This window comes from Priestia sp. YIM B13552 (assembly GCF_042787775.1).
Lineage (GTDB): Bacteria > Bacillota > Bacilli > Bacillales > Bacillaceae_H > Priestia > Priestia megaterium_E.
Genome location: NZ_JBHZOU010000001.1, coordinates 773,297 through 794,810 on the forward strand (window position 1 = coordinate 773,297; position 21,514 = coordinate 794,810).

Annotated in this window: 24 protein-coding genes; 5 read left to right on the forward strand and 19 right to left on the reverse strand. The window is 36.6% G+C overall.

The annotated features are described in order from the left end of the window. The first annotated feature begins 174 nt into the window (after positions 1-174). Positions 175-489, forward strand: coding sequence for a winged helix-turn-helix transcriptional regulator (locus ACFX40_RS03795; RefSeq protein ID WP_028407725.1), 315 nt, complete (start codon positions 175-177; stop codon positions 487-489). A gap of 23 nt (positions 490-512) precedes the next feature. On the opposite strand, the gene ACFX40_RS03800 is transcribed toward ACFX40_RS03795, so the two are convergent. The 15 genes from ACFX40_RS03800 to galE form a co-directional block, all read right to left on the reverse strand. Then, complete coding sequence (locus ACFX40_RS03800; protein ID WP_377254216.1) at positions 513-2,486, reverse strand: PAS domain S-box protein; 1,974 nt, start codon at positions 2,484-2,486, stop codon at positions 513-515. Positions 2,487-2,710: 224 nt separating this feature from the next. After that, positions 2,711-3,484 (reverse strand): EAL domain-containing protein, encoded by a 774-nt coding sequence (locus tag ACFX40_RS03805; RefSeq protein ID WP_377254219.1) that lies wholly within the window; start codon positions 3,482-3,484, stop codon positions 2,711-2,713. Positions 3,485-3,698: 214 nt separating this feature from the next. Next, a complete protein-coding gene (locus ACFX40_RS03810) occupies positions 3,699-3,908 on the reverse strand; it encodes a hypothetical protein (protein WP_263034701.1) in 210 nt (69 codons plus the stop codon). A 239-nt stretch (positions 3,909-4,147) separates the two neighbouring features. Beyond that, entirely contained in the window at positions 4,148-4,825 is a 678-nt protein-coding gene (locus tag ACFX40_RS03815; RefSeq protein WP_377254222.1) for a hypothetical protein, read from the reverse strand. A 99-nt stretch (positions 4,826-4,924) separates the two neighbouring features. After that, a complete protein-coding gene (locus tag ACFX40_RS03820) occupies positions 4,925-5,605 on the reverse strand; it encodes a hypothetical protein (protein ID WP_377254225.1) in 681 nt (226 codons plus the stop codon). Positions 5,606-5,699: 94 nt separating this feature from the next. Next, a complete protein-coding gene (locus ACFX40_RS03825; protein WP_034269895.1) occupies positions 5,700-6,365 on the reverse strand; it encodes a hypothetical protein in 666 nt (221 codons plus the stop codon). Continuing rightward, positions 6,362-7,060: a hypothetical protein gene (locus tag ACFX40_RS03830; protein ID WP_377254228.1), complete on the reverse strand. Its 699-nt coding sequence runs from the start codon at positions 7,058-7,060 to the stop codon at positions 6,362-6,364. The genes ACFX40_RS03825 and ACFX40_RS03830 overlap by 4 nt, the downstream gene beginning before the upstream one ends. Before the next feature lie 92 nt (positions 7,061-7,152). Then, positions 7,153-7,839 carry a hypothetical protein gene (locus tag ACFX40_RS03835; RefSeq protein ID WP_121944534.1) on the reverse strand — a complete coding sequence of 229 codons (687 nt, stop codon included), beginning with the start codon at positions 7,837-7,839 and terminating at the stop codon, positions 7,153-7,155. A 106-nt stretch (positions 7,840-7,945) separates the two neighbouring features. Then, positions 7,946-8,605, reverse strand: a complete 660-nt coding sequence (locus tag ACFX40_RS03840; RefSeq protein WP_377254231.1) for a hypothetical protein — start codon at positions 8,603-8,605, stop codon at positions 7,946-7,948. Between the two features lie 106 nt (positions 8,606-8,711). Then, a complete protein-coding gene (locus ACFX40_RS03845; protein ID WP_071276514.1) occupies positions 8,712-9,074 on the reverse strand; it encodes a hypothetical protein in 363 nt (120 codons plus the stop codon). Next, complete coding sequence (locus tag ACFX40_RS03850) at positions 9,075-10,688, reverse strand: DUF6792 domain-containing protein (protein WP_263034519.1); 1,614 nt, start codon at positions 10,686-10,688, stop codon at positions 9,075-9,077. Continuing rightward, complete coding sequence (locus tag ACFX40_RS03855) at positions 10,681-11,364, reverse strand: hypothetical protein (protein WP_121944530.1); 684 nt, start codon at positions 11,362-11,364, stop codon at positions 10,681-10,683. Before ACFX40_RS03855 ends, ACFX40_RS03850 begins: the two co-directional genes overlap by 8 nt. 258 nt (positions 11,365-11,622) lie before the next feature. Continuing rightward, positions 11,623-12,012: a PepSY domain-containing protein gene (locus ACFX40_RS03860; RefSeq protein ID WP_217599536.1), complete on the reverse strand. Its 390-nt coding sequence runs from the start codon at positions 12,010-12,012 to the stop codon at positions 11,623-11,625. Between the two features lie 205 nt (positions 12,013-12,217). Further along, positions 12,218-12,400: a DUF3973 domain-containing protein gene (locus tag ACFX40_RS03865; RefSeq protein WP_013055747.1), complete on the reverse strand. Its 183-nt coding sequence runs from the start codon at positions 12,398-12,400 to the stop codon at positions 12,218-12,220. Between the two features lie 229 nt (positions 12,401-12,629). Beyond that, positions 12,630-13,610, reverse strand: coding sequence for a UDP-glucose 4-epimerase GalE (gene galE / locus ACFX40_RS03870; RefSeq protein WP_074678814.1), 981 nt, complete (start codon positions 13,608-13,610; stop codon positions 12,630-12,632). Between the two features lie 239 nt (positions 13,611-13,849). Here galE and ACFX40_RS03875 point away from each other — a divergent pair, with 239 nt between their 5' ends. Then, a complete protein-coding gene (locus ACFX40_RS03875; RefSeq protein ID WP_377254235.1) occupies positions 13,850-14,866 on the forward strand; it encodes an acyltransferase family protein in 1,017 nt (338 codons plus the stop codon). A gap of 38 nt (positions 14,867-14,904) precedes the next feature. Here ACFX40_RS03875 and ACFX40_RS03880 read toward each other — a convergent pair whose 3' ends face one another. Continuing rightward, on the reverse strand, positions 14,905-15,789 hold the full coding sequence (locus ACFX40_RS03880; protein ID WP_377254238.1) for a fumarylacetoacetate hydrolase family protein: 885 nt from the start codon (positions 15,787-15,789) through the stop codon (positions 14,905-14,907). Next, entirely contained in the window at positions 15,786-16,985 is a 1,200-nt protein-coding gene (locus tag ACFX40_RS03885) for an amidase (protein WP_377254241.1), read from the reverse strand. Before ACFX40_RS03885 ends, ACFX40_RS03880 begins: the two co-directional genes overlap by 4 nt. 203 nt (positions 16,986-17,188) lie before the next feature. On the opposite strand from ACFX40_RS03885, the gene ACFX40_RS03890 reads away from it, so the two are divergent. The 3 genes from ACFX40_RS03890 (at position 17,189) to ACFX40_RS03900 (ending at position 19,878) form a co-directional block, all read left to right on the forward strand. Next, positions 17,189-17,899, forward strand: a complete 711-nt coding sequence (locus ACFX40_RS03890; protein ID WP_028407712.1) for a M50 family metallopeptidase — start codon at positions 17,189-17,191, stop codon at positions 17,897-17,899. A gap of 139 nt (positions 17,900-18,038) precedes the next feature. Continuing rightward, on the forward strand, positions 18,039-18,761 hold the full coding sequence (locus ACFX40_RS03895) for a suppressor of fused domain protein (RefSeq protein ID WP_272767574.1): 723 nt from the start codon (positions 18,039-18,041) through the stop codon (positions 18,759-18,761). A 184-nt stretch (positions 18,762-18,945) separates the two neighbouring features. Further along, positions 18,946-19,878 (forward strand): aldo/keto reductase, encoded by a 933-nt coding sequence (locus ACFX40_RS03900; RefSeq protein ID WP_098248566.1) that lies wholly within the window; start codon positions 18,946-18,948, stop codon positions 19,876-19,878. Positions 19,879-20,210: 332 nt separating this feature from the next. Here the strand turns inward: ACFX40_RS03900 and ACFX40_RS03905 are convergent, their stop codons facing one another. Together ACFX40_RS03905 and ACFX40_RS03910 are read right to left on the reverse strand one after the other, a co-directional pair. After that, complete coding sequence (locus tag ACFX40_RS03905) at positions 20,211-20,564, reverse strand: DUF4181 domain-containing protein (protein WP_286127988.1); 354 nt, start codon at positions 20,562-20,564, stop codon at positions 20,211-20,213. A 32-nt stretch (positions 20,565-20,596) separates the two neighbouring features. Next, positions 20,597-21,466 (reverse strand): LysR family transcriptional regulator, encoded by an 870-nt coding sequence (locus ACFX40_RS03910; protein WP_377254245.1) that lies wholly within the window; start codon positions 21,464-21,466, stop codon positions 20,597-20,599. Positions 21,467-21,514: the final 48 nt, after the last annotated feature.

Consider the following 21,514-nt stretch of genomic DNA (forward strand, 5'->3'; position numbering starts at 1 on the left):
AATAATATGTCGATTTTGTGACTTTTTTTAAATACTTTACAATACAGCGTTTCCAAGCTACTGAAAGTTTTGAAAATAAAAAAAGATAGCCTTTTCATTATCCAAATGTTAGTATATAATAACATTATAGTGGTTACTTTTAATATCCTATATACGATAAAGTAGGTGGCATGAATGAATGATTTTGATGAGTTATGTCCAAAAGTATGGAAAACATTTGATATAATCGGAAAAAGATGGAACGGACTAATTATTTATGTTCTGATGAGCGGTCCTAAACGCTTTAGTGAAATTCACAGCAGCATTCCTTCTTTAAGTAAACGAATGTTAACCGAACGAATGAAAGAGCTGGAAGAAGAAGGAATTGTGATCCGGCACGTTATTCCTGAACGTCCCGTTCGCATTGAATATATCTTAACCAAAAAAGGATCAGAGCTTGGTATGATCCTAGGGCCCGTCAGTAAGTGGGCAAAAACATGGATAAAATAAAAAAGCCTCCAGCGAGGCTTTTTTTACGTTTGATAGAGGATATAATTATTTTTCCCTTCTCTTTTTCCTTTGTATAACGCATCATCTGCATTTTTTAATAATAAAGCAGCCGATTCCCCGTCCTCTGGATAAATAGACACCCCGATGGTAGTTGTTGTGCGCAAACAATAGCCCCGTACATTCCAGCTTTGCTGAAGAGATACGTGAATTCGCCCAGCAATTTGTTCAATTTCCCGTCCATTTGTGACGTTTAAAATAATGATAAACTCGTCTCCGCCCAACCGATAGATGCGATCGCCTTTCCGTACACAGCTTTTTAATCTCTTCGTGTATGCTTTTAGAAATTCGTCGCCTATATGATGGCCATATTCATCGTTAATCTGCTTAAAATTATCACAGTCGAGAAACAAAAGCGCAAAAAACTCATCGCTTTTCCGCTGCCCATTTTCAATTACTTTGTTTAACTCTTTTAATAGCATCGCCCGGTTGGGAAGACCTGTTAAACTATCGTGAGTGGCTTCAAAATGAAGTTTATTTTCTAGCGCTTTTTGTTCAGTAATATCATTATGAATGGATACATAATGAGTAATATTTCCGTCTATATCTTTTAACGGCACAATTGTTTTCGATACCCAGTATGACTGATGATGCTTCGTCTCCATTTCAAGCTGCCCTCGCCATACTTTTCCGTTTTTTATTGCTTCAAGCAGCTCATGGTGGTCATGATGAAGCTCTGCATCTCGATAATACATCCCTACTAAATCTTCTTTTTCATAACCTGAATACTGTACATACATATCATTTACATAGGTAATAATTCCACTTGCATTTATAATCATAACGCTAGCTGATTCATCAAGCGCATATTTTATATTTTCAAGTTCTTTCAGCGTATAAGCCAGCTGTTCTTCTGCTTCTTTTTGAGGCGTAATATCGTGTAAGATTGCATAGGCGCCAACCGTTTGATTATTTACTTTAACAGGAATCGTTGTAATATACACATGTTGTATAGAATGTTGGCTTCTGCGGAATGTTAGTTCTGTACTATAGCTAATTTCTTCATATACATTCCAAGACTTGTAATTACAGGCTCCCAGTCTTTTAGCAATATCTCGGTAATTTTGATGCAGCACATCGCTTGCAGAAAGCTGCAGCGTTTCTAAGAATGCGCTGTTGATATTTAAAATCGTGCCATCCAAATTCAGCATACAAACCGCGTGGTGGTGGTTGGTAAATAGCGATTTGTACCACTGCTTACTTTTTATGAGCTCCAATTCTAATCTTTTAATAGCTGTGATATCTCGGTAAATCACCGAATAGGCGACCAGTTGATTTTGATAGTCATAAATCGGTGAACAGCTCACAGATACACACACGCTTTCGCCGCTTTTTGTGTACCTGACTGTTTCATAAGGAGGCAGCGTCTTGCCATTTTTTAATTCTGCTATTAATTTAAGGTTTTCTTTTTCCTCTTTCTTTGACACGATGTTCATCTCTTGACGGCTTTTTCCTATAACTTCTTCTTTTCTCCACTGAAATAGCTTTTCAAATGCACCATTGACTGTTAAGACCTTCTCATCACAATCAGCAATTAGAATGGCGTCTACCGTGTTTTCTAGAAACGCATCGAGTAAACGCGTGCTCTCTTCCTGCGTTTTTTTATAATGAATTTCTTGAGCCATGACAAGGACATGTGAAGGGGTTGTCGCTTGATTAAAAAGAGGGGTAAATGTTACTTCATATGCATGCCGGTCGGGCTGAAAAAGCTGTATGTATTGATATTGAATCGGTTCTTTCATGGCAATAGCTTTTTCACAAAGTGTGTAAAAAAGCAGATTTTCTTCTTTATTGATTATCTTGTCTTCCATTTTGTCAAAGAATTGCTGAGCTGCTTTGTTACATTCTTTATAATATAGCTGATGTTTTTCTTGCTGAATTAAAATAACAGGCTGCGGCATATTCATAAAATAAAATTGGAATACCCCTTCACTATACATACTAAATATCCTCCATCTGCCTTTGGAATTTCACTAAACGTCTTGTTTTGATATGCAATTCACTCATTCTCCCAAACCAACGCGTCTTCTTTACCCCTTAAAATATTTTAACAATCGCACAAAATCACATAATTTTATAAAAATTCAAGACATCTGCGTTGCATATAAGTCTAATTACCCGTTCTCATATTACGATAAATTATCTATTTAGTGAAGTGTATGGTTTAAGAGTTCAGCAGCCTTTCTCGTCTGAATAAACTGCGGTACTTATTATAAGTTAAGTAGGAAGAGATCAACTGCGGCGTGCCCAGCAAATAGCCTTGAGCAGCATGTAGGTTTAACGAAATCGCTGCGGCTAAATCTTTATCTCGTTCAACGCCTTCTAAAATGAGATTCGTATGCGGATAATAGTTAACAAGCAAATCAATCAGATCTTTCTTTTGCTTGCAGTCGGCTAGCCCTTCAGCATAGCTTCGATCCAGCTTCATATAGTGAGGCTCGTACATGCTCACTTGTCTCATCGCTGCAGCCCCTGCTCCAAAATCATCAATCGCAATTTTGAAACCGGCCTCTTTCAAACTCATTACTCGAGCAAAAAGAGCAGGCGATTCCCATAAAATCTTTTCATGAAGCGTTTCATTTAACTCCCATACAATGCGATGCTTCGCGTTTTTATAGGTGTTTAACAGATACGTTAAAAACAATTGAAAACGCGGATGGAGAAGAGTAGATGGAAACACATTGATAAATACATCCTCTGATTTCAACACATCAAACGGAAAGTGCTTGATCGCTCCTTCAATTGCCATCGTATCAAGCTTGTACAAATAATTATGGCGTCTTGCCAGTGAAAACAACTCTTCAATTTGCCCTTTTGCGAAAGCCGTGCGCAGCAAAGCCTCAAAACCCAGCGTCTCCCACGAATTCAATGCATAAATAGGCTGATATACAAACTGAAAGTCTTCATACGTCAGTTCCTTTAAAACATGAGCATCCATTCTTTCGTTTAATCACCTTTCATTTTCAATATACTATTTCTTCCACAACTTAAACTTATAAAAATATATCCTAAAAACAGATAATTGTCCATTAAAAGGAAGATATTCCATTAGGCGATTTAGGTATTTTGAGACTTGCTGGAGGCTTATGATAGCAACAAAGAAGTGTTTTAGAGAATTTTATGCTTTTGATAGATAGGCTGTAAAGGATGTTTCAAAAAAGAGATTGAGACATAAGTAACTCAACCCTATCTAAAGATGAGCAAATTGGATAAAGGAGCTGGACTGCTTGTGACACCGCGGTTGATTTCCGTGCATGGCTTCGCTTTCCGCGGGCGGCCGCTGAGCCTCCTCGTCGCTTACGCTCCTGCGGGGTCTCACCTGTTCCGCTTTTCCCGCAGGAGTCTTCGCCTTTCCCTCCAATAAACCGCTAGAAGCATCTAATATGTGAAATTTACGTTTACCAGATACTTAGCACAATAACCTGTTATCGTTAGTTTGTAATCATAGACAAATTGCTCATGTTGATAAATAGATGCTAGTTGGAAAACCAAGGATAACAGCCCATTCAAGACATTACAAAAAATATTGCACCTACAGCTAAGCAAATCCTATAACTTTCTTCATCTAACTTGTTACCTCTTCCTCTCTATAAATTCTCTACTATTTGCCCTCATTAAAACGAATATTTTTCAGCATTTTTAAAAACCATTCTTGCTTTTTTTCTTCATCACCGCTTTTATATTTATCGCTGCTATCGAAGGAAATCTGTAATATTTTATTAGAACGCTTATCTGCTACATATGCCAAGTATGTATTAGGAATATGTTTCTTCTTATCTACTATTACACGCTTTTCTGTTCCTTTGAAATAAATATAAGCTGATTGGTAGTAAATCCTCGTCTGTGAGTTTTCAATCTTATTAGGAACACTTAATCCAAATCTTCTTTTAAATAAAGCCTCAACGTGAATACTCTCATCTGCAGGATTACTGCTTAAAAACTCAGTTTTTATATAATTCGCTTGTGTTTTACCTTCAACTTTTTCATTGTAAACAGCCCACCAGCTCTCGTAAGAATCATTATTTACAGCATAATCCTCTCTCTTTTTATGTAAAACTTGATACTCTTCTGGAAACCACATCGTATACTGCCCTGTCTTTGACTTAAACTCATAAAACCCGTCGTTCACTTTTTTATCTTTGTTCAAGAACTTACGTGTAAAGTGATCATCAAAAGCTTGGACGTTTGGGTAGCTGCTTTCGTTTATCAGCCATATGGCTCCTAGTAAAATAGCTGTTCCTGCAATAACTGCAGTAATGAGTTTTATACGCTTTTTCATCGTTATACCCTCCCTTCATTCTTTTGAAATAAACGGGACTTATTATAAATTGGATAGTATATATTTTTTTGATTCGCTCTTATTCCACAAAAAAAGATTTTAATTTCTAGTATCTTTAAAATCATCAAATTGAACACTTTTTAAGATTTTCATAATCCTCTTATCTTGCTCTCTTCCTTGCCTCTCGTTTAATTCTGCTTTTACGTTATCAAAATAAAATTTAATAACTGAATTAGAATGTTTATCTGCTATATAGGCTACATATTCATTAGGTACGTAGCCCTCTTTTTTTCTATTTACTTGCTTATGAGTACCTTTAAAATAAGTATAGGCCTTATCATAATAAATACTTACATTTCTAGTTTCTATTTTATAAGGTTTATTTGAATTAAATTGCTCTTGAAACAGTCGTTCAACGTAAATAGATTCATTTTTTTTTATTTTGTTTGAAAATTCAACTGTCATATATTCTAATTCATTGCTATTAGATACAGCTCTATAACGCTCATATAACTTTCCTTCTTTAACATACTGCTGTTCATTTTCATGCAACAGCTGATACTCCTCTGGAAACCACATCGTATACTGCCCGGTCTTTGACTCAAACTCATAAAACCCGTGGTCTACTTTTTTATCTTTATTCAAGAACTTACGTGTAAAGCGGTCATCAAAAGCTGGGGCATTGGGGCAACGTTCTTCGTTTATCAGCCATATTCCACCTATTAGAATAGATGACCCTACGATTGCTGCAATAATAGTCTTTTTACGTTTTTTCATCATTCCACACATCCTTTATTGCCCTTGCTCGTACAAACTTTAAAATTAAGAAATTTTCTTCAGCTATTGTTTAAAACAGAATGAGTAGACCTTGTTTTTATTCTGTTTTAAAGGTAATACTCTTTAATATCTTTATAATCCATTCCTCACGTTCTTCTGCTGATTTTTCAGAAAGGTGTTCTGTACTATCAAAATAAAATTCAATTACCCGCTCAGAGTTTTTGTCCGCAATATAGCCAGCATATGTACTTGGGGTACGTTTATTAAAATCCGTAATTACTCTTTTATCTGTGCCTTTAAAATAGATATACGCGCTATCGTAATAAATTCTTGTTGTATCTGTCTGTAATTTTTGAGGATCATTAATATAAAAACGGTTTTTAAATAAGCCCTCTACATATATCTTTTCTTTATTAGTTTTTTTCTCAGACAGCTCAATATTAATATATCCTTTATATCCATCGCGGCTATTATTAGAGGCTTTCAAAAATTCATAATATGTATCATCTTTAACATAATCCGAAGCATCCTTATGTATGATTTGATACTCCTCTGGAAACCACATCGTATACTGTCCTGTCTTTGACTCAAACTCATAAAACCCGTCGTCCACTTTTTTATCTTTGTTCAAGAACTTACGCGTGAAGTGATTATTAAAAGCCGGAACATTTGGATAGCGGCTTTCATTTATTATCCATACCCCGCCTATTAAAATAGTTACTCCTATAATGAGTGCAATGATAGTCTTAGTATGCTTTTTCATCTTCTGGCATCTCCGTTATTTTCTGCTCTAAAATGGATACTCTTTAACATATTTAAAACCCATGTATTCTTTTCCAAGTTACTATCTTCTATAAAATCTCCAACCTGATCCATTGATAATTGAATGACCTTTGTCGATTCCTTATCAGCCACATAAGCTACGTATGTATTTGGGACATGTTCTTTACTGTCATTTATCACATGCTTCTCGGGCCCTTTAAAATAAATGTAAGCAGATTGATAGTAAATTCTAGTATTAGAAGTTTCTATTACCTTTGGTTCACTTACATTAAAACGATTCTTCATAAGACTTTCTACGCTAAAAGATTCATCTCCTGGATCTCTTCCTTCTGAAAATTTTAAACTGATAGAATTAATTTGATGTTCCTTTTTATGCTCTTTGGTATAAGCTGCTACCCATCTTTCGTACATTTTTCCACTTACGACATAATCTTCATCATTTTCATGTATTAATCGATACTCCTCTGGAAACCACATCGCATACTGTCCAGTCTTCGACTTAAACTCATAAAAACCATCGGCTACTTTTTTATCTTTGTTCAAGAACTTACGCGTGAAATGCTCATCAAAAGCTGGAACATTTGGATAACGGCTTTCGTTTATTAGCCATATTCCGCCTATTAAAATAACCGTTCCTGCAAGGAATGCAATAATGGTCTTCGTCCTTTTTTTCATAGCTGCACATCCTCTTTATTTCTACTAGATAGGTTTTGGTATTTAAGTTAAAATTGATTTATTTCTTAAATTATCGTTTAACATGAGCTTTATTAAGCCTCATTTCCCTCAGGGAACTTAATATTTTTTAATATTGTTAGGAACCATTTTTTCTCTACTACTTCATCATTCTTTCTGCTTTTTTCACTTTTATCAAACCACAGTTCAATTGCATTGTTAGAATGTTTATCCGCTACATATGCTATATATGTATTTGAAGCATGTTCTTTATTAGGATGCATACTTACCTCTTGTGTTCCTTTAAAATATGTATAAGCTGAATCATAGTAGATTCTTGTACTAGAAGTTTCAAACGCATTAGGCTTAGTAATATTTAGCTGTTCTTTAAACATATTTTCTACAGTAAAGGATTCATTTTCAGCCTTTCTTGCGTTTGAAAATGTCATTTCGATATAACTTCCCCCAGCATTTCCAGCTTTGTTATTCCCCTCTTTGGCTATCCACCTTTCATAAGAATTACCGTTTATTACGTAATCTTCTCCGTTCTCCTTTATAAGCTGATAGCCTTTAGGGAACCACATCGTATACTGTCCTGTCCTTGATTTAAACTCATAAAACCCATCGTCTACTTTTTTATCTTTATTCAAAAACTCACGAGTGAAATGATCCTTAAAAGCTGGAACATTTGGGTAGCGGCTTTCATTTATGATCCATATTCCGCCTATTAAAATAGTTGCCCCTGTAATTACTACGATAATAGTCTTTGTATGCTGTTTCATAGCTGCACACCCTTCCTCATTATTTGAAACAAACTTCTTTTCCTATTTATTAAATAGTTTTTACCGAATACTATTACCCGAAATTGCTTCGTGATGTATAGCTAACTTAACCGTAAAATTGAACACTTCTTAAGATTTTCATTAACCATTTTCTCTGTTTCTCTTCCTCAAATTGTTTATTTTTAAATCCGCTCGTTTCAAAAGAAAATTCAATTACTTTGTTAGAAGCTTTATCTATAATATATGCATAAAAGCTATTGGGTTTTTGCTTAATATCTTCTACTACTTGATTCTTTTCATTTATCTCAAAATGAGCACTTGAAAAATAAATTTCAGTTTTACCTGTTTTAATAAGCTTTGGCTGTTCAGAAATTAAATGATCTTTAAAAAAGCTTTCAAGATAATCTTGGTAATTTCCCTTGTGATCTTTAGCCATCCTGACATATATAGCTCCTCTATGCGCCTTGGTTTCACTTGAGGGAACAGCTTCCCATTGTTCAAAATCTTTATTATCTTTAGCGTAATCACCATTTTCACTCAGTAATGTATACTCCTCCGGAAACCACATCGTATACTGCCCTGTCTTGGACTCAAACTCATAAAACCCATCATCCACTTTTTTATCTTTGTTTAAGAATTTACGCGTAAAGTGATCATCAAAAGCAGGGACGTTTGGGTAGCGGCTTTCGTTTATCAGCCATATTCCTTCTATTAAAATAGCAACTCCTATAATGATTGCGGAAAGGGTCTTCGTACGTTTTTTCATTGTCCTACACTCCCTTTATTACTCTTTTGAAATAAACGGGACTTAATGTAAATTGTTCAACATATAAAAATCCCTCAGACCACTGTCTGAGGAATAGCAGTATCCCTTATGTTAATTCACTTTCATCCATTGATTCTTTATATCGAATTTCGTACTCTCTCTTATGCATATCTTTAACAGAATGCATAAAACTCATAATATGCTGAAATGCTCCAGTATCATACTGCTGAGCTCGTAGCGTATATCCCCGCTCAGCTGCTTCTAATTTACTTTTAACCGCATCCGCAAACTCACCCGTTTGGTTTTCTAAATAGCTTTTAGCATGCCAAAGCTTTTCATTTACTTCTTGATCCTTCTTGATTAACTCTTTAATCCTTTTTGCCTGCTCGTCTTTGAAGTCATCACCATCAAATTCAAACGTGTATTTACCGCTCGTTGTTCCTGTGTGTGTAAAATCAAAATCAAACAATTAAATCCCCCCTACTACTTCTTTCATGCTTTTAATATCTGAAGCTACCGATTCGTCTGCTTCCATCATCTTCTCGAAATTTTGAAAGAACGCTTCAAGAAACTTTTGATAGTATGTAACTTCCTCTTGAATAGAAGAAATAATCTCTTCAACAGGGGTAAATACACTATCGTCTAGCGGGTCAAACGTTTTATCAAACGTCACTTTTTCAGCCACACGCTTTTGTCCAAACCATGCGAGAGTAGCGCCGTCTTTATCTGCCTTTTCCATAAATGACTGGGGAGAAGCTTCTTCTCTGGATATTTTCATTTTTAACTTTTTCTTCTTAGCTTCGAAGACTTCGTTAATTTCACTATGTAAATACTGCTTTAGTGTATTTAAGTTTGCTTCTTTGTCTTTAATAGCATTAGCACAGTAATAAACAAACTTCTTCATTTGTTCATAATCTAGCAAGATTTCTTCCTGAGATCCTGAATCAAAAACCTGATAATATGTCTTCATAGCATTAGCTTCTGTGCATTTGACAACATAATTAATTCCGTGGAGTTTTGCTTGTTTACTTTGAGATATTCCTTTAATAAGCTGAAATGTTGCTCCAGGGCTAGTAAATGTATTTACCATTGCTGCTGCACCTACTCCTATACCTGCTTTAATCTCTCCAAAATGAAGAAAAGGATATCTTTTTACACTCTCAAGATATTGATCACGTGTTTCTGGCAGGTTAAGCAACGTTTCTTGTTTCACATGACCATTAACAAAGCCTAAGCCACCTAGTATCGTTTTTACTCCAAGATTATAGCGAAATTGGTCTATCATATACACTGGGTTCCATTTTGCTTCTGTCTGAAAAGGATATTTCCCAATGTTAATCATTTCTTCTGTATCTAAATCTCCAAGCATCGTCACTTTGTTACCTGCATACCAGCTGCCAGGAAACGATTGTGCATGCATTGGTTCACCTTTCACCCAAGTATGGCTGATAGCAGCTTTTTGTCTCTCATAGTAGATGTTGGCTAGTTCTGTTAGCCTTTTAGCAGATATTTTATTTTCTCTGCCTACTTGATGCTCCACGTACCTTGCAAAGGTCTGATCAAGCTCCACTAGTTGCTTTACATTAACAGGTGCATCATTTAGGCCCCTTACACCTGTAAAATTCTTCGTTATCAAGCTCAATGTTACTATAAGGTGGCCTCCCAAAGAATGCCCATCGCCATATCTTTTTACTTTCACATTGGAGCCTTTTAAATTTGCCTCTACTTTTTTATACATCTTTACTGCATCGTTAATCTGTGCATTATTTTTTCCAGCTCCAACACCTAAAGCATCATAAACAACATCTCCAAAGTCCTTAGACGGCTCAGTGCCTCTAAAAATATAATAGACTTCGTTAATATTTCTTTGTTTATCATAAAAATGAATAGCAGCTCCGTCAAATCCAGACTTTTTTCCAATCCCCATCTCTGAGCTACTGTAAATTTCAAAATTAGGAATTTCTCTCCCTGTATGTTTTTTGTATATCTCTTTAATTTCTTTTTCTTTATTAGATAAGTTTTTATATTCAAGTTGAGTTATTTTATTTCTTAAACTATCATCTAAAATGCATTTATCATTCATGCTTCTTTCCCTCTTTAAAATGAATACTATTCAGTACTTTTACAAACCAATCTTTTTTGTCAGATTCCCTACCAACTTGATTATTTAGGCTGTCATCGAACCATAATTCTATTACTTTACTAGACTTCTTATCTGCTACGTATGCTATATATGTATTAGGAGCATGTTTATTTTTATCATAGATAACATGTTCTTCTGTTCCCTTAAAATAAAGATATCCTGTATCAAAGTATATACGTGTATTAGCTGTTTCCCACTTTTGAGGATTATTTACTCCAAACTCATCTTTAAATAAACTCTCCACGTAAATAGATTCATCATCAGGATTGCTCTCTGATAACTTTACTTGTAAATAGTTCAACTGATTTTCTTCTTTATTCTTAACGGATGAAGCTTTCCATCTTTCATAAAAATCTCCATCCCTTACATACTGTTGCTCATTTTCATGCAACAACTGATACTCCTCCGGAAACCACATCGTATACTGTCCTGTCTTCGACTTAAACTCATAAAAACCATCGTCTACTTTTTTATCTTTGTTTAAGAATTCACGCGTAAAGTGATCATCAAAAGCAGGGACGTTTGGGTATCGGCTTTCGTTTATCATCCATATTCCTCCTATTAAAATAGCAGCTCCTGCAATGACTGCAATAATGGTCTTCGTACGTTTTTTCATTGTCGCACACCCTTTTAGTTATGTTATAACCTATGTTTTATACATGTTCGATACTATCATACTTATAATGGGAGAGTCATAAGCAGAACGAATCAAAGAACCATAATTAGGAAGTGGTTATTTTTTACTATCACTTACCCTTTCTATTAAAAAAATAATCGTTTCTTTTTTTATCATTGTTACCGTTATTAATGATTTCTCTCAATAAAGAAAACCCCACTTTCAAAAAAGTGAGGTTGATTACATAATATAGGCCATTTACTGAATGTTTCGCTCTTCTTGCGCTAGCACATCAATTTCAGCGTCAATCTTCACGCTGTGGGTTTTTCCATCAAGTCCAAGAATCACAATTTCGTACTGCTTGTTAGCAAGGACAATCGATTCGATAATACCTTTATGCTGTCTTAATGCATATGCTTTTGCACGGCTTTTAGTTAAAGGAATCGTTTTTTCTTTCAAAACATTGCCGGTTTCGGCGTTAATTTTTACTTTGTGCTCTTCTCCGTTTAACGTAAGGATGTCTACTGTATAAATAGGAAGAGTGAGTATTTTACTCAGCGATATGGATTTGACAATACCTTTATATTCTTTTAATGCGAGAAGCTTTGCTTGTTCTTTCAACAAAAGAGATCGTTTTTCAGAAATCATTTGACGCCATCCTTTCTAGTTTATAAAACGGACTGCTGTTTCAATTTCTTAACGTACCATATCCTATGTATACGTCTACTAACTAGTATAGCGGGCTTGTCTTAAATTTCTCTTAATATTACATGAAAGATAGCTGAAGAAAGCTGTTATTCACTGAAAAAACTAGACCTGATTAGATCTAGCTTCTTATTAATGAATGTGAATTCTACATCTTTTTCGTTTCGAATCGTTCTACAGCTCTCATTTGTTTGATTGATGGGGATTTGTGTACGCACATGCCCAGATGAACTTTTTGAAGCAAATAGGGATCAATGTAAAAACCATTTTGAAAGATGTTTTCTTTTTCCTGTTCGTCATGAAATTTGGAGCATCTTACACAGTAATACATATCATAACCTCCTTGCGGACTATTTTATAAACGGGGATAGTTGTGAATGGTATATTTACCTACATCATATGGAAAAGAATAAAAGTCGTGCTTGTTTAGCCAAAATGTCCGAAAAGAAGAAGGCTTGTTTGTGGGCTAAAACACTGGATTTTAAAAATGATTATTTAGAACATAAATCAGTTTAATCGTAATAAAAAAGCCTCTTTCAAAGAAAAAAGAGGCCTTTTTATTAATTTGTTACTTTTGCGCTGTTTTGGTGCCAGTTCCAAGCTGATGCGATAATTTTTTCTAATGAAATTTGCGCTTTCCAGCCTAATTCTGCGTGAATTTTATCAGAAGATGCGACCAAGCGTGCCGGATCTCCAGCGCGGCGGTCTGCCATCACAACATTCGCTTTTTTACCCGTTACTTTTTCACACGTTTCGATCACTTCTTTTACAGAGTAGCCAAGGCCGTTTCCAAGATTGTACGTTGCTGTTTTCTTCGTGCCGTCTAACAGTGCTTGAAGCGCTGAAATGTGAGCGTTGGCTAGGTCCGTTACGTGAATGTAGTCACGGATGCACGTTCCGTCTGCAGTATCGTAGTCTGAGCCGAATACAGAGATGTTTTCACGCTCACCAAGAAGGTGCTGAAGAATGATTGGAATTAAGTGCGTTTCAGGATCATGGCACTCGCCAATTTCCGCTGTTTCGTAAGCACCCGCTGCGTTGAAGTAACGAAGCACCACATATTCCATATCGTAAGCATTTGCAAAGTCAGCTAAAATCTGTTCAATCATTAACTTTGAACGTCCGTACGGATTAATTGGGTTTGTTGCCGTATCTTCTGTGATGATATCTACAGAAGGAATCCCATATGTAGCAGCAGTAGATGAAAAAATAAACTTTTTCACATTGTGCTTCATCATCGTTTGTAAAAGGGTTAACGTGGCAGCTACGTTGTTTTGATAATACTTAAGAGGATCTGTTACTGACTCCCCTACTAAACTATTAGCAGCAAAATGCATGACAGCATCAATTTTATGATTTGTGAATACGCTTTCTAAATCTTTCTCATTACCTAGATTTCCTTCTACGAATACCGCTTTCTCATCGATTGCCCAGCGATGACCCGTTGATAGATTATCAAGTACCACAACTTCATTTGTTTTCACTAATTCTTTTACTAGGTGGCTTCCGATATAGCCTGCTCCTCCGATGACTAAAATCATACTGTCAGTCAGCTCCTTTTTATTAAGTGTCGCTACAGATATCGTACCCGTTTCTTTTCCATTTGTAAATATTTCATTTTTCAGTCTCCTGCAGCGATACGATTATATTTTTTATTAGTATAGACAATCAATATGAACTCATTATGAAGAAGAGTGAAGTAAATTTTTATTGCTCTTTTTTACAGAGAATTAGATAATATAGCAGGAACTAATTTACTTATTAAAGGAATGAAAGCTTAATGAGCAAACACCATTCATGGCTAGATGCGCTAAAAGGATTATGTATCCTTACAGTAGTGGCAGGACATTCTGGCAGCCCTTTTTTTCATCATTATTTCTTTTGGTTTCACATGCCTCTCTTTTTTATGATTAGCGGCTATCTGTTTCACCCACGTTCTCGAATACAAGAAGTACGAGAATGGATTTTGAAAAAATGGATGCGTTTACTCGTTCCTTATTTTTCTTTTGGCCTGTTAATAGCAGCCCTTATTTTTCTTCAAACATTTAATGTTCGGGAAGTGTTACTGAACATCTACCATTTATGTATTGGCGGGAGAACTCTCGGATATTATTACGGCGTTTTTTGGTTTGTCACTTGTTTATTCTTAACTCACCTTATTTTTGCCTATGCAGCTCTACTGATTAAAAGAAAAAGCTCAATGGTTCTTTTCTTAGCTCTATGCTATTTTATCGCTCATATTTATGTCAGCTTTCCATTTCTTCAGCAAAAAAACATTATATGGAGCGCCAATTCCGTTTTGCTATCCATTTGTTATTACGCAATTGGATATTACAGCAGACAAGCTTTTTCGTTTGTTGAGAGAAAAAGCACTGTAATGTTGAGCAGCTTGATCATCTTATTGATTGTAGCTTTAGAAAAGCTCAACGTTCTTTCTTATACATTAGATATTAAAGCAAACATTTATACATGGCTGCTTGATTTGATTATTCCTCTTTGCGCAGCAAGCATCCTTGTATACATAAGCAAAAAAATGAGCTTAACAAAGTGGAGTAAACCTTTCGAATACGTAGGAAGATCCTCGTTTACCATTATGTTTTTGCACGTACCGGTTACTATTTTAATAGAAAAATATACTGGCATATCTACTGTCTTTTTGTACATAGTAATGGGAACATTGATTCCTTTAATGTTTCATCTATTGTTCAAACAATTTCTGCTTACTAACGCATTATTTTTGGGTGCGTTTCCCATTCCAAAAAAAGACAGCGGACAAACGCTTCCAGTTTCGAAGTAAACAGCAGCGTAACCCCTGCAAAAACAGGGGCTACGCTGCTAGATTTGCTGAGGCACTTTCTTCATATCTTTTACTTTATTTTTTAATGGAAGCATCCCTTCAATATGACATTCAATAGAGTCCCCGTCTTCAATAACAGCCGGTCCCGGCGTTCCTGTTAGAATGATATCACCTGGATGCAGCGTCATGACTTTTGAGAAAAATGAAACACAGTATGCGATGTCGTAAATCATATTAGACACTGTATTTTCATGCTGCATGTCTCCATTTAGCAATGTGCGCACTTGAAGTGATTTTACGTTTGATATACTTTCTTTTGTGATAAATTCTGAGCCTATACTGCAAAAGGTATCAAAGCTTTTCGCTCGCATCAAGTAGCGATGATTCGCCGCATGAATATCAGCTGCGGTTACGTCAATGGCTGACGTATAACCAGCAATTACGTTTATGGCTTCATCTGGCTCTATATCCTTACACGTTTCGCCGATTACCACCGCTAGTTCCGCTTCAGCCGTTGTTTTGTAGGACTGCTTTGGAATACGAATGCTGTCGTCTGGTCCAATAATGGCGGTTGCGGGTTTTAAAAAACTAACTGGATCAATGGCACGGTCGTAGTCTTTTAGTTTTTCTTCAGAAGCGGCATAATTAAACCCAATGCCTAATAATTTCGACGGATTACTAATGATAGGAGCTGTTTTTCTGCCCTGCAAGTGCATTACAGGAAAAGAGCTGTTCATACCAAATTTATTATGGGCGTACCATGTTTCAAGGTGGCGAAGTTCTTTATATTGAATCAGAGCCCAAATCGTTGTAGACCAGTTTGTTAAATATTTAGTATTAATATCTTCTATAAGCAGAATGCTGTCATTGTCTAAAATGGCTGCTTGTTCTTTCCCTTGCTCTATTATATTTACTAACTTCATGATACGCTCCTTACCGATGCTTGAATGATACGACCGCTGTTTTCTTTTACCCAATTTAATAATTTTTCATCTTGGTTGTATCCTGCAATAAAAGATAAGCCGATTGGCAAACCGTCTAGTTCTCCTGCAGGTATCGTAACTTGTGGAAGACCGCTTAGACCGGCAATACACGTCATTTGAAGTGTTCGCAATCTTCTGTTTTCTAACTCCGGTCCTTTTGCATCTTTTACAGGCGCGGGTCCTGGAGCTGTAGGAAGTACTAATATTCCTTCTTCCCCAAGCTGTGAGTACATAAAATAGCGAAGTTCACGACGCTTTTCTTCTATATAATTCATATTTAATAATGTAAGAGTGCTCGCCCATTGAAAGCGGCTTCCGATGTCTTCTCCAAAGGTTGGATTTTCTTTTTGAATCCACTCTCCGTGCGTTTGCCAGATTTCTTTTCCTTGCAGCAAACGGAAGGTTTCCATATATGTAGAAAAACCCTGAGGAGCAATCGCTATCTCTTCTATAGTAGAGAAAGACTTCATTACGTGGTTGATAGACGGCGCAAGAGCTCGCATGCTTTGTTCATCCACAAGTTCCATCACATCTGTTGGTACATACAGCCGTGTAAATCCACTAGCACGCGACGTTGAATTCAATAAAACCGCTCCTACTTTTTGCAGAGTGTGGCCGTCTCTAGCCATTACACCCACTGTATCAAAGCTTGGAGCAAGTGGAATCAGACCGTTTGTAGAAATGCGTCCGTGAGAAGGACGATACCCGAAAATACCGCAGTAGCTCGAAGGAATTCGAACCGATCCTCCCGTATCTGTTCCAATCGCAAAATCAGTTATTCCTGCTGCGACAGCAACCGCTGATCCGCTCGAAGAACCTCCTGGAATTCGATCTGCGCTTTTTGGGTTTACCGGTGTTCCGTAATGCACGTTTTCTCCATTTAATCCGTACATAAGCTCGTCAGTATGCGTAACTCCCTTTAGTGCGGCTCCTTCTTTTAAAAGAGCGGCTACTACGTCTGCATGCTCGCTTGCAGGCTGATGCGTGGCGAGCCAATCTGGATTTCCCGCACTTAATATATGTCCTTGTACATCAAATACGTCTTTTAAAGCAAAACTCAAGTTATTTAACATTCCCGTTCCCGTGGGAGGTACGTAAAGATCACTGTCTACAAATGCGTTCCACGTATCTTTCATTCAACCATCTCCTCATTTCTTATATCTGTTTAGAATATAAAATTTGGAATAAGCTGGTCAATGAATGTGTCAGGTCTATTAACATTAATATTATGTAAATCTCCCAGCTTCTCTTTTCCTAGAGAAACTAACCGTTTCATTTCCCTTTTAGCACGTTTGCGAGTAAAGTAGAAACATATCATTTTACGAAAAGGACTATCGCGATGGAACAATCTACTACGCTTTTCTTATTTATTTTATTAGCTTTTGTGCTAACAAGAGGCATTCCATTTATAGGTTCATTTGCTCCTAGCATTAATCAGCTGCTTCGGCATATTGGACGTTATTTTTCAAATTTAAATACGATGTTTCATGAAGATGGCCACGCGTTAATGGGGCTTATTGTCGGAAAAGGCGTCAATCGCATTGAGCTTTATACTAATAATGAAGGCGTAGCTGTGACTGCCACCTACGCAGGATCTCGTGGATGGCTGCCGCGCGTCATTATTGCTTTAGCCGGCTACCCGTTCAGCTCGGCAATGGCTTATTTGTTTTTCTACCTGCTCGTTCACCATCACTACGACTGGCTTTTTTACGGGTTAGGAAGTGTTGTTGTTATTAATTTACTGCTTTGGGTACGGAACGGATACGGAATTGTATGGCTTTTTTCTATCGGTTTGATCCTCGGAGGTATTTATTATTTACAAGACCCACTGCTTACGCGCTACAGCATGATGTTTGTTGGTGCGCTGTTACTTGTAGAATCTCTATTTTCTGCCTTTATTATTTTTGTGTTAAGCATCAAATATCCAAACGATGCAGGTGATGCTACGAGTTTAAAGCAGCTTACCCATCTTTCAGCACGCTTTTGGGGTTTTTTATTTTTCGTACAGGCCGTCTATGTGGCTTATTTGATTTTTCAACTGATTTATTAAAGACAAAGTTTTATAATCTCCTAAGAAAACTTTGGAAATTTTATAATTTAAAGGGATAATTTACTTTCATGCACTAAATAATGGTTTACGAGTTCCCTTAATGAGGTATATATTGGGTACTATGAAGTCGTAAAGAGGTGTGGGATACTTGTCATTATTTTTAAAGTGGAAGCAAAAGAAGCAGGAAAAAGAAGCAGAGCGTGTTCTTGAGGAATCAATCTCAAAAAGAAAAGACTACTGGAACACAATTGGACATGTAGACGGAGATGTATTAACTCATTTATTAAATCCCATGTTTTTTGGCGGGCCTGCTTGGCCATCTGGACGTCAAACATTTATTCGCGTCCAAAAAACAGAGACGGTTATTTTAGCAAGCGACGGCTTGTCCGATCCGTTTCAATCCCCCGAAGAAAAGAGCCGAAAGCAAGGAAAAGGTTTAGAATTCTATATCGAATGCGATGATGAATCTCTGCGCGGACCTTTATCTGATATTCAGGATCACTGGGCATTTGACCTTCTTTATCAAATGAGTCAAAATGCTGCCGCTCACCCTAATATGCTAGAACTATTTATGAAGCACGATATTCTTTCAATTGAATTTACTGATTTGGACGTACCATCTCATTTTGTAAATGAAAATGGAGAAATTGGTGTATTGCTAGGCGTTCAGTCTCCTTCTGTTTCAGCTAGCCTCTCTTTACCTTACGAATCTATTAAACTGATTAGCATGAAGCTTCTTACACCAAACGAATTAGACTATGTGCGCGAACAAGGAGCGCAAGGACGCAGGCAGCTCGCTGAAACATTTCAGCTGTCAAAAAGCTATCATATTACCATGACTAAAAGAGAGTCTCTTATTTAAAAGAGGTTCTTTTTTTATTTCTGCTATTGAAATAGAGCCCTGTAGAATATACTCCTTATTTACATGTAACTCAAGTTCACATATTTTTTTAAAGCTGCTTTTCATATGAGCGTACTATTTTCGATTCATGGTATATTTTGCTATAGTAAAAAAGAAGATATAAAAAAGGAGATGGACGTTAGACATGGCAGAAAAAGTGCAGATTGGAAAATCCGAATTATATGTTAACCCTATTGGACTTGGAACAAACGCTGTAGGAGGACATAACTTATATCCTAACCTAAACGAAGAAGTCGGCAAAGACCTTGTTCATAAGGCGCTAGATAATGGCATAAACCTACTTGATACAGCGTTCATTTATGGTCCTAAACGTTCTGAAGAATTAATTGGCGAAGTACTAAAAGAACGCGGAAATCGTGAAGAAGCGGTGATCGCTACAAAAGGAGCACATAAAATTGTTGGAGATGAAGTACTGCTAGACAATTCTCCTGCATTTTTAAAACAGTCGGTTGAAGATAGCTTAAAACGCCTTCAAACAGATTATATCGATTTATATTATATTCACTTTCCAGATAAAAACACACCTAAAGACGAAGCGGTCGGTGCGTTAAAAGAATTAAAAGATCAAGGAAAGATCCGTTCTATTGGCGTATCAAACTTCTCGTTAGATCAGTTAAAAGAAGCAAATAAAGATGGTTATGTAGACGTGGTACAAGGCCAATATAACTTAATTCAGCGAGAAGCAGAAAACGATATTTTACCTTATACGGCTGCAAATCATATTTCATTTATTCCATACTTTCCGCTAGCTGCTGGTTTACTTGCTGGGAAATATGATAAAAACACAAAGTTTAATGACCTGCGCGAAGATATGCCTCATTTTATCGGGGAAGCATTTCAGCAAAATCTAGAAAAAGTAGAGCGTCTTCGTCAAATCTCTAGCGCAAAAGGCGTAGAAGTAGCTCATCTTGTTCTGGCTTGGTACTTAACCCGCGATTCAATTGATGTATTAATTCCAGGAGCAAAACGCGCTGAGCAAGTACTTGATAACTTAAAAACATTAGCTGTTCAGCTCACTTCTTCCGAAATTAAAGACATTGATCATATTTTCAAATAATATAAAGAGGCTCGGACAAAATAGCTGAAGGGAAATTCGAACAATCAATCGAAACAATTGATTGTTCGAATTTTTTATTGTTATGGTGAACGTAGAGTTCATACGTTTAACTGCTTCTAGCTGTTGATTGGAGGGTAAGACGAAGACTCCTGCGGGAAAAGCGGAATAGGTGAGACCCCACAGGAGCGTAAGCGACGAGGAGGCTCACCAGCCGCCCGCGGAAAGCGAAGCCTTGCACGGAAATCAACAGCGGTGTCACAAGCGTTTCAGCTCAGGTATCCAATTTGTTCGTTTTTAGATTGGATTAATGTAGTTATGTCTCACCTCTTTTTCTATATCCTTCCGCTGGCTAATAGAACAAAAGCCGTAAAGAAGAATCCCATCTGTACAAAGCTTGTTACGTATTCTTTTGTTTCTTGTTTATATTTCCATTCATCTATACTTTTCAGCAAAATATTCACGACTAAGAATAGGAAAGATACGATATAAGGCTCTACAACCATAAAAATCATATCCAATATCAGAAAAAGAACAAAAGCTACCATTACATATTTATCCCAACGTTGTAAAGCTAGACTTTCATACTCATATTGGCCCCAAAATTTGCTGCGAGGTATATCAAGCACTTTTCTTAAAATAAAATCTACTACGACTGCTGCTCCTACTAGCATGATCAATATATACATCGTCATCTCCCCTTCCTTTTTATGGTATTATTTCAGCTCATTTCTGTTAAGGTCTCAGCTACAAAGTGCTTAAACTGCTTTATTTCTTCTGTTTCCCCTTTTGTTACGATATACGTGTGTGAAGAAGGCCGGATAATTTTTTGCTGTAAAATGACGCTTAACGTTTGATTTTCAACTTCCTTTTTCACCATAGAAAATGGCAAATAAGATACGCCTAAATCTTCTTCAATAAAGCGCTTTGTAATTTCTACTTGCGTCACAGGAAGCAGCTGAATGTGAGGATAACAAGCCTTGATTTGAAGGAGTAAATCTTCCCAATAAACAGGATGATTATTCGTAAGCAGCCGGTAGGAAGATAACAGCTCCTGTTCCGTACGTGCCTCTGCAGAAAACGGGGCAACTAAGACTGCTTTTTCTTTGTGAATTAACTCATAAAAAACGTCTGCCTGACCCGGAAGCATCCTTGTTAATCCAATATCTGACCTTCTGTCGCTGATGTCTTTTCCCACTTGAAACGAATTTGTGATATTAACCGTGACTTCAATATGGGGATATCTCTCTACAAATTGTTTGATGAGGCTTGGTAAAACAGATGCTGCTATTTGAGGAGCAGCGGATATAGTCAATTTTCGGTTATATCCTTGCTTCCATAACTTAAAATCTCCTACTCCTTCTTCGTATGCCCTCACCATTTTTTGAGCATGAGGCAAAAAAAAGCGGCCTGCCTCAGTCAGCGCGATATATTTACCTTTTTTTTCAAAAAGCTCATCTCCTAATTCTTGCTGCAGTCGCTGAATATGCTTTGATACAGCAGGCTGCGTTAAAAATAAATCTTCAGACGCTTGCCTGAAATTTTCATAAGAAGCTGCTATGATGAATGTTTTTAACCATTTGATCTCCATTTTCTTCTCTCCATCTCTTTCTATTCATAACAAACTGGAATCAATACT

Excerpts from the sequence above, each read along its gene's own strand:
- ACFX40_RS03795 (WP_028407725.1), top strand. The coding sequence starts at position 175 with ATGAATGATTTTGATGAGTTATGTCCAAAAGTATGGAAAACATTTGAT.
- ACFX40_RS03800 (WP_377254216.1), bottom strand. The coding sequence starts at position 2,486 with ATGTATAGTGAAGGGGTATTCCAATTTTATTTTATGAATATGCCGCAG.
- ACFX40_RS03805 (WP_377254219.1), bottom strand. The coding sequence starts at position 3,484 with ATGGATGCTCATGTTTTAAAGGAACTGACGTATGAAGACTTTCAGTTT.
- ACFX40_RS03815 (WP_377254222.1), bottom strand. The coding sequence starts at position 4,825 with ATGAAAAAGCGTATAAAACTCATTACTGCAGTTATTGCAGGAACAGCT.
- ACFX40_RS03820 (WP_377254225.1), bottom strand. The coding sequence starts at position 5,605 with ATGATGAAAAAACGTAAAAAGACTATTATTGCAGCAATCGTAGGGTCA.
- ACFX40_RS03825 (WP_034269895.1), bottom strand. The coding sequence starts at position 6,365 with ATGAAAAAGCATACTAAGACTATCATTGCACTCATTATAGGAGTAACT.
- ACFX40_RS03830 (WP_377254228.1), bottom strand. The coding sequence starts at position 7,060 with ATGAAAAAAAGGACGAAGACCATTATTGCATTCCTTGCAGGAACGGTT.
- ACFX40_RS03835 (WP_121944534.1), bottom strand. The coding sequence starts at position 7,839 with ATGAAACAGCATACAAAGACTATTATCGTAGTAATTACAGGGGCAACT.
- ACFX40_RS03840 (WP_377254231.1), bottom strand. The coding sequence starts at position 8,605 with ATGAAAAAACGTACGAAGACCCTTTCCGCAATCATTATAGGAGTTGCT.
- ACFX40_RS03850 (WP_263034519.1), bottom strand. The coding sequence starts at position 10,688 with ATGAATGATAAATGCATTTTAGATGATAGTTTAAGAAATAAAATAACT.
- ACFX40_RS03855 (WP_121944530.1), bottom strand. The coding sequence starts at position 11,364 with ATGAAAAAACGTACGAAGACCATTATTGCAGTCATTGCAGGAGCTGCT.
- ACFX40_RS03860 (WP_217599536.1), bottom strand. The coding sequence starts at position 12,012 with ATGATTTCTGAAAAACGATCTCTTTTGTTGAAAGAACAAGCAAAGCTT.
- ACFX40_RS03865 (WP_013055747.1), bottom strand. The coding sequence starts at position 12,400 with ATGTATTACTGTGTAAGATGCTCCAAATTTCATGACGAACAGGAAAAA.
- galE (WP_074678814.1), bottom strand. The coding sequence starts at position 13,610 with ATGATTTTAGTCATCGGAGGAGCAGGCTATATCGGAAGCCACCTAGTA.
- ACFX40_RS03875 (WP_377254235.1), top strand. The coding sequence starts at position 13,850 with ATGAGCAAACACCATTCATGGCTAGATGCGCTAAAAGGATTATGTATC.
- ACFX40_RS03880 (WP_377254238.1), bottom strand. The coding sequence starts at position 15,789 with ATGAAGTTAGTAAATATAATAGAGCAAGGGAAAGAACAAGCAGCCATT.
- ACFX40_RS03885 (WP_377254241.1), bottom strand. The coding sequence starts at position 16,985 with ATGAAAGATACGTGGAACGCATTTGTAGACAGTGATCTTTACGTACCT.
- ACFX40_RS03890 (WP_028407712.1), top strand. The coding sequence starts at position 17,189 with ATGGAACAATCTACTACGCTTTTCTTATTTATTTTATTAGCTTTTGTG.
- ACFX40_RS03900 (WP_098248566.1), top strand. The coding sequence starts at position 18,946 with ATGGCAGAAAAAGTGCAGATTGGAAAATCCGAATTATATGTTAACCCT.
- ACFX40_RS03905 (WP_286127988.1), bottom strand. The coding sequence starts at position 20,564 with ATGTATATATTGATCATGCTAGTAGGAGCAGCAGTCGTAGTAGATTTT.
- ACFX40_RS03910 (WP_377254245.1), bottom strand. The coding sequence starts at position 21,466 with ATGGAGATCAAATGGTTAAAAACATTCATCATAGCAGCTTCTTATGAA.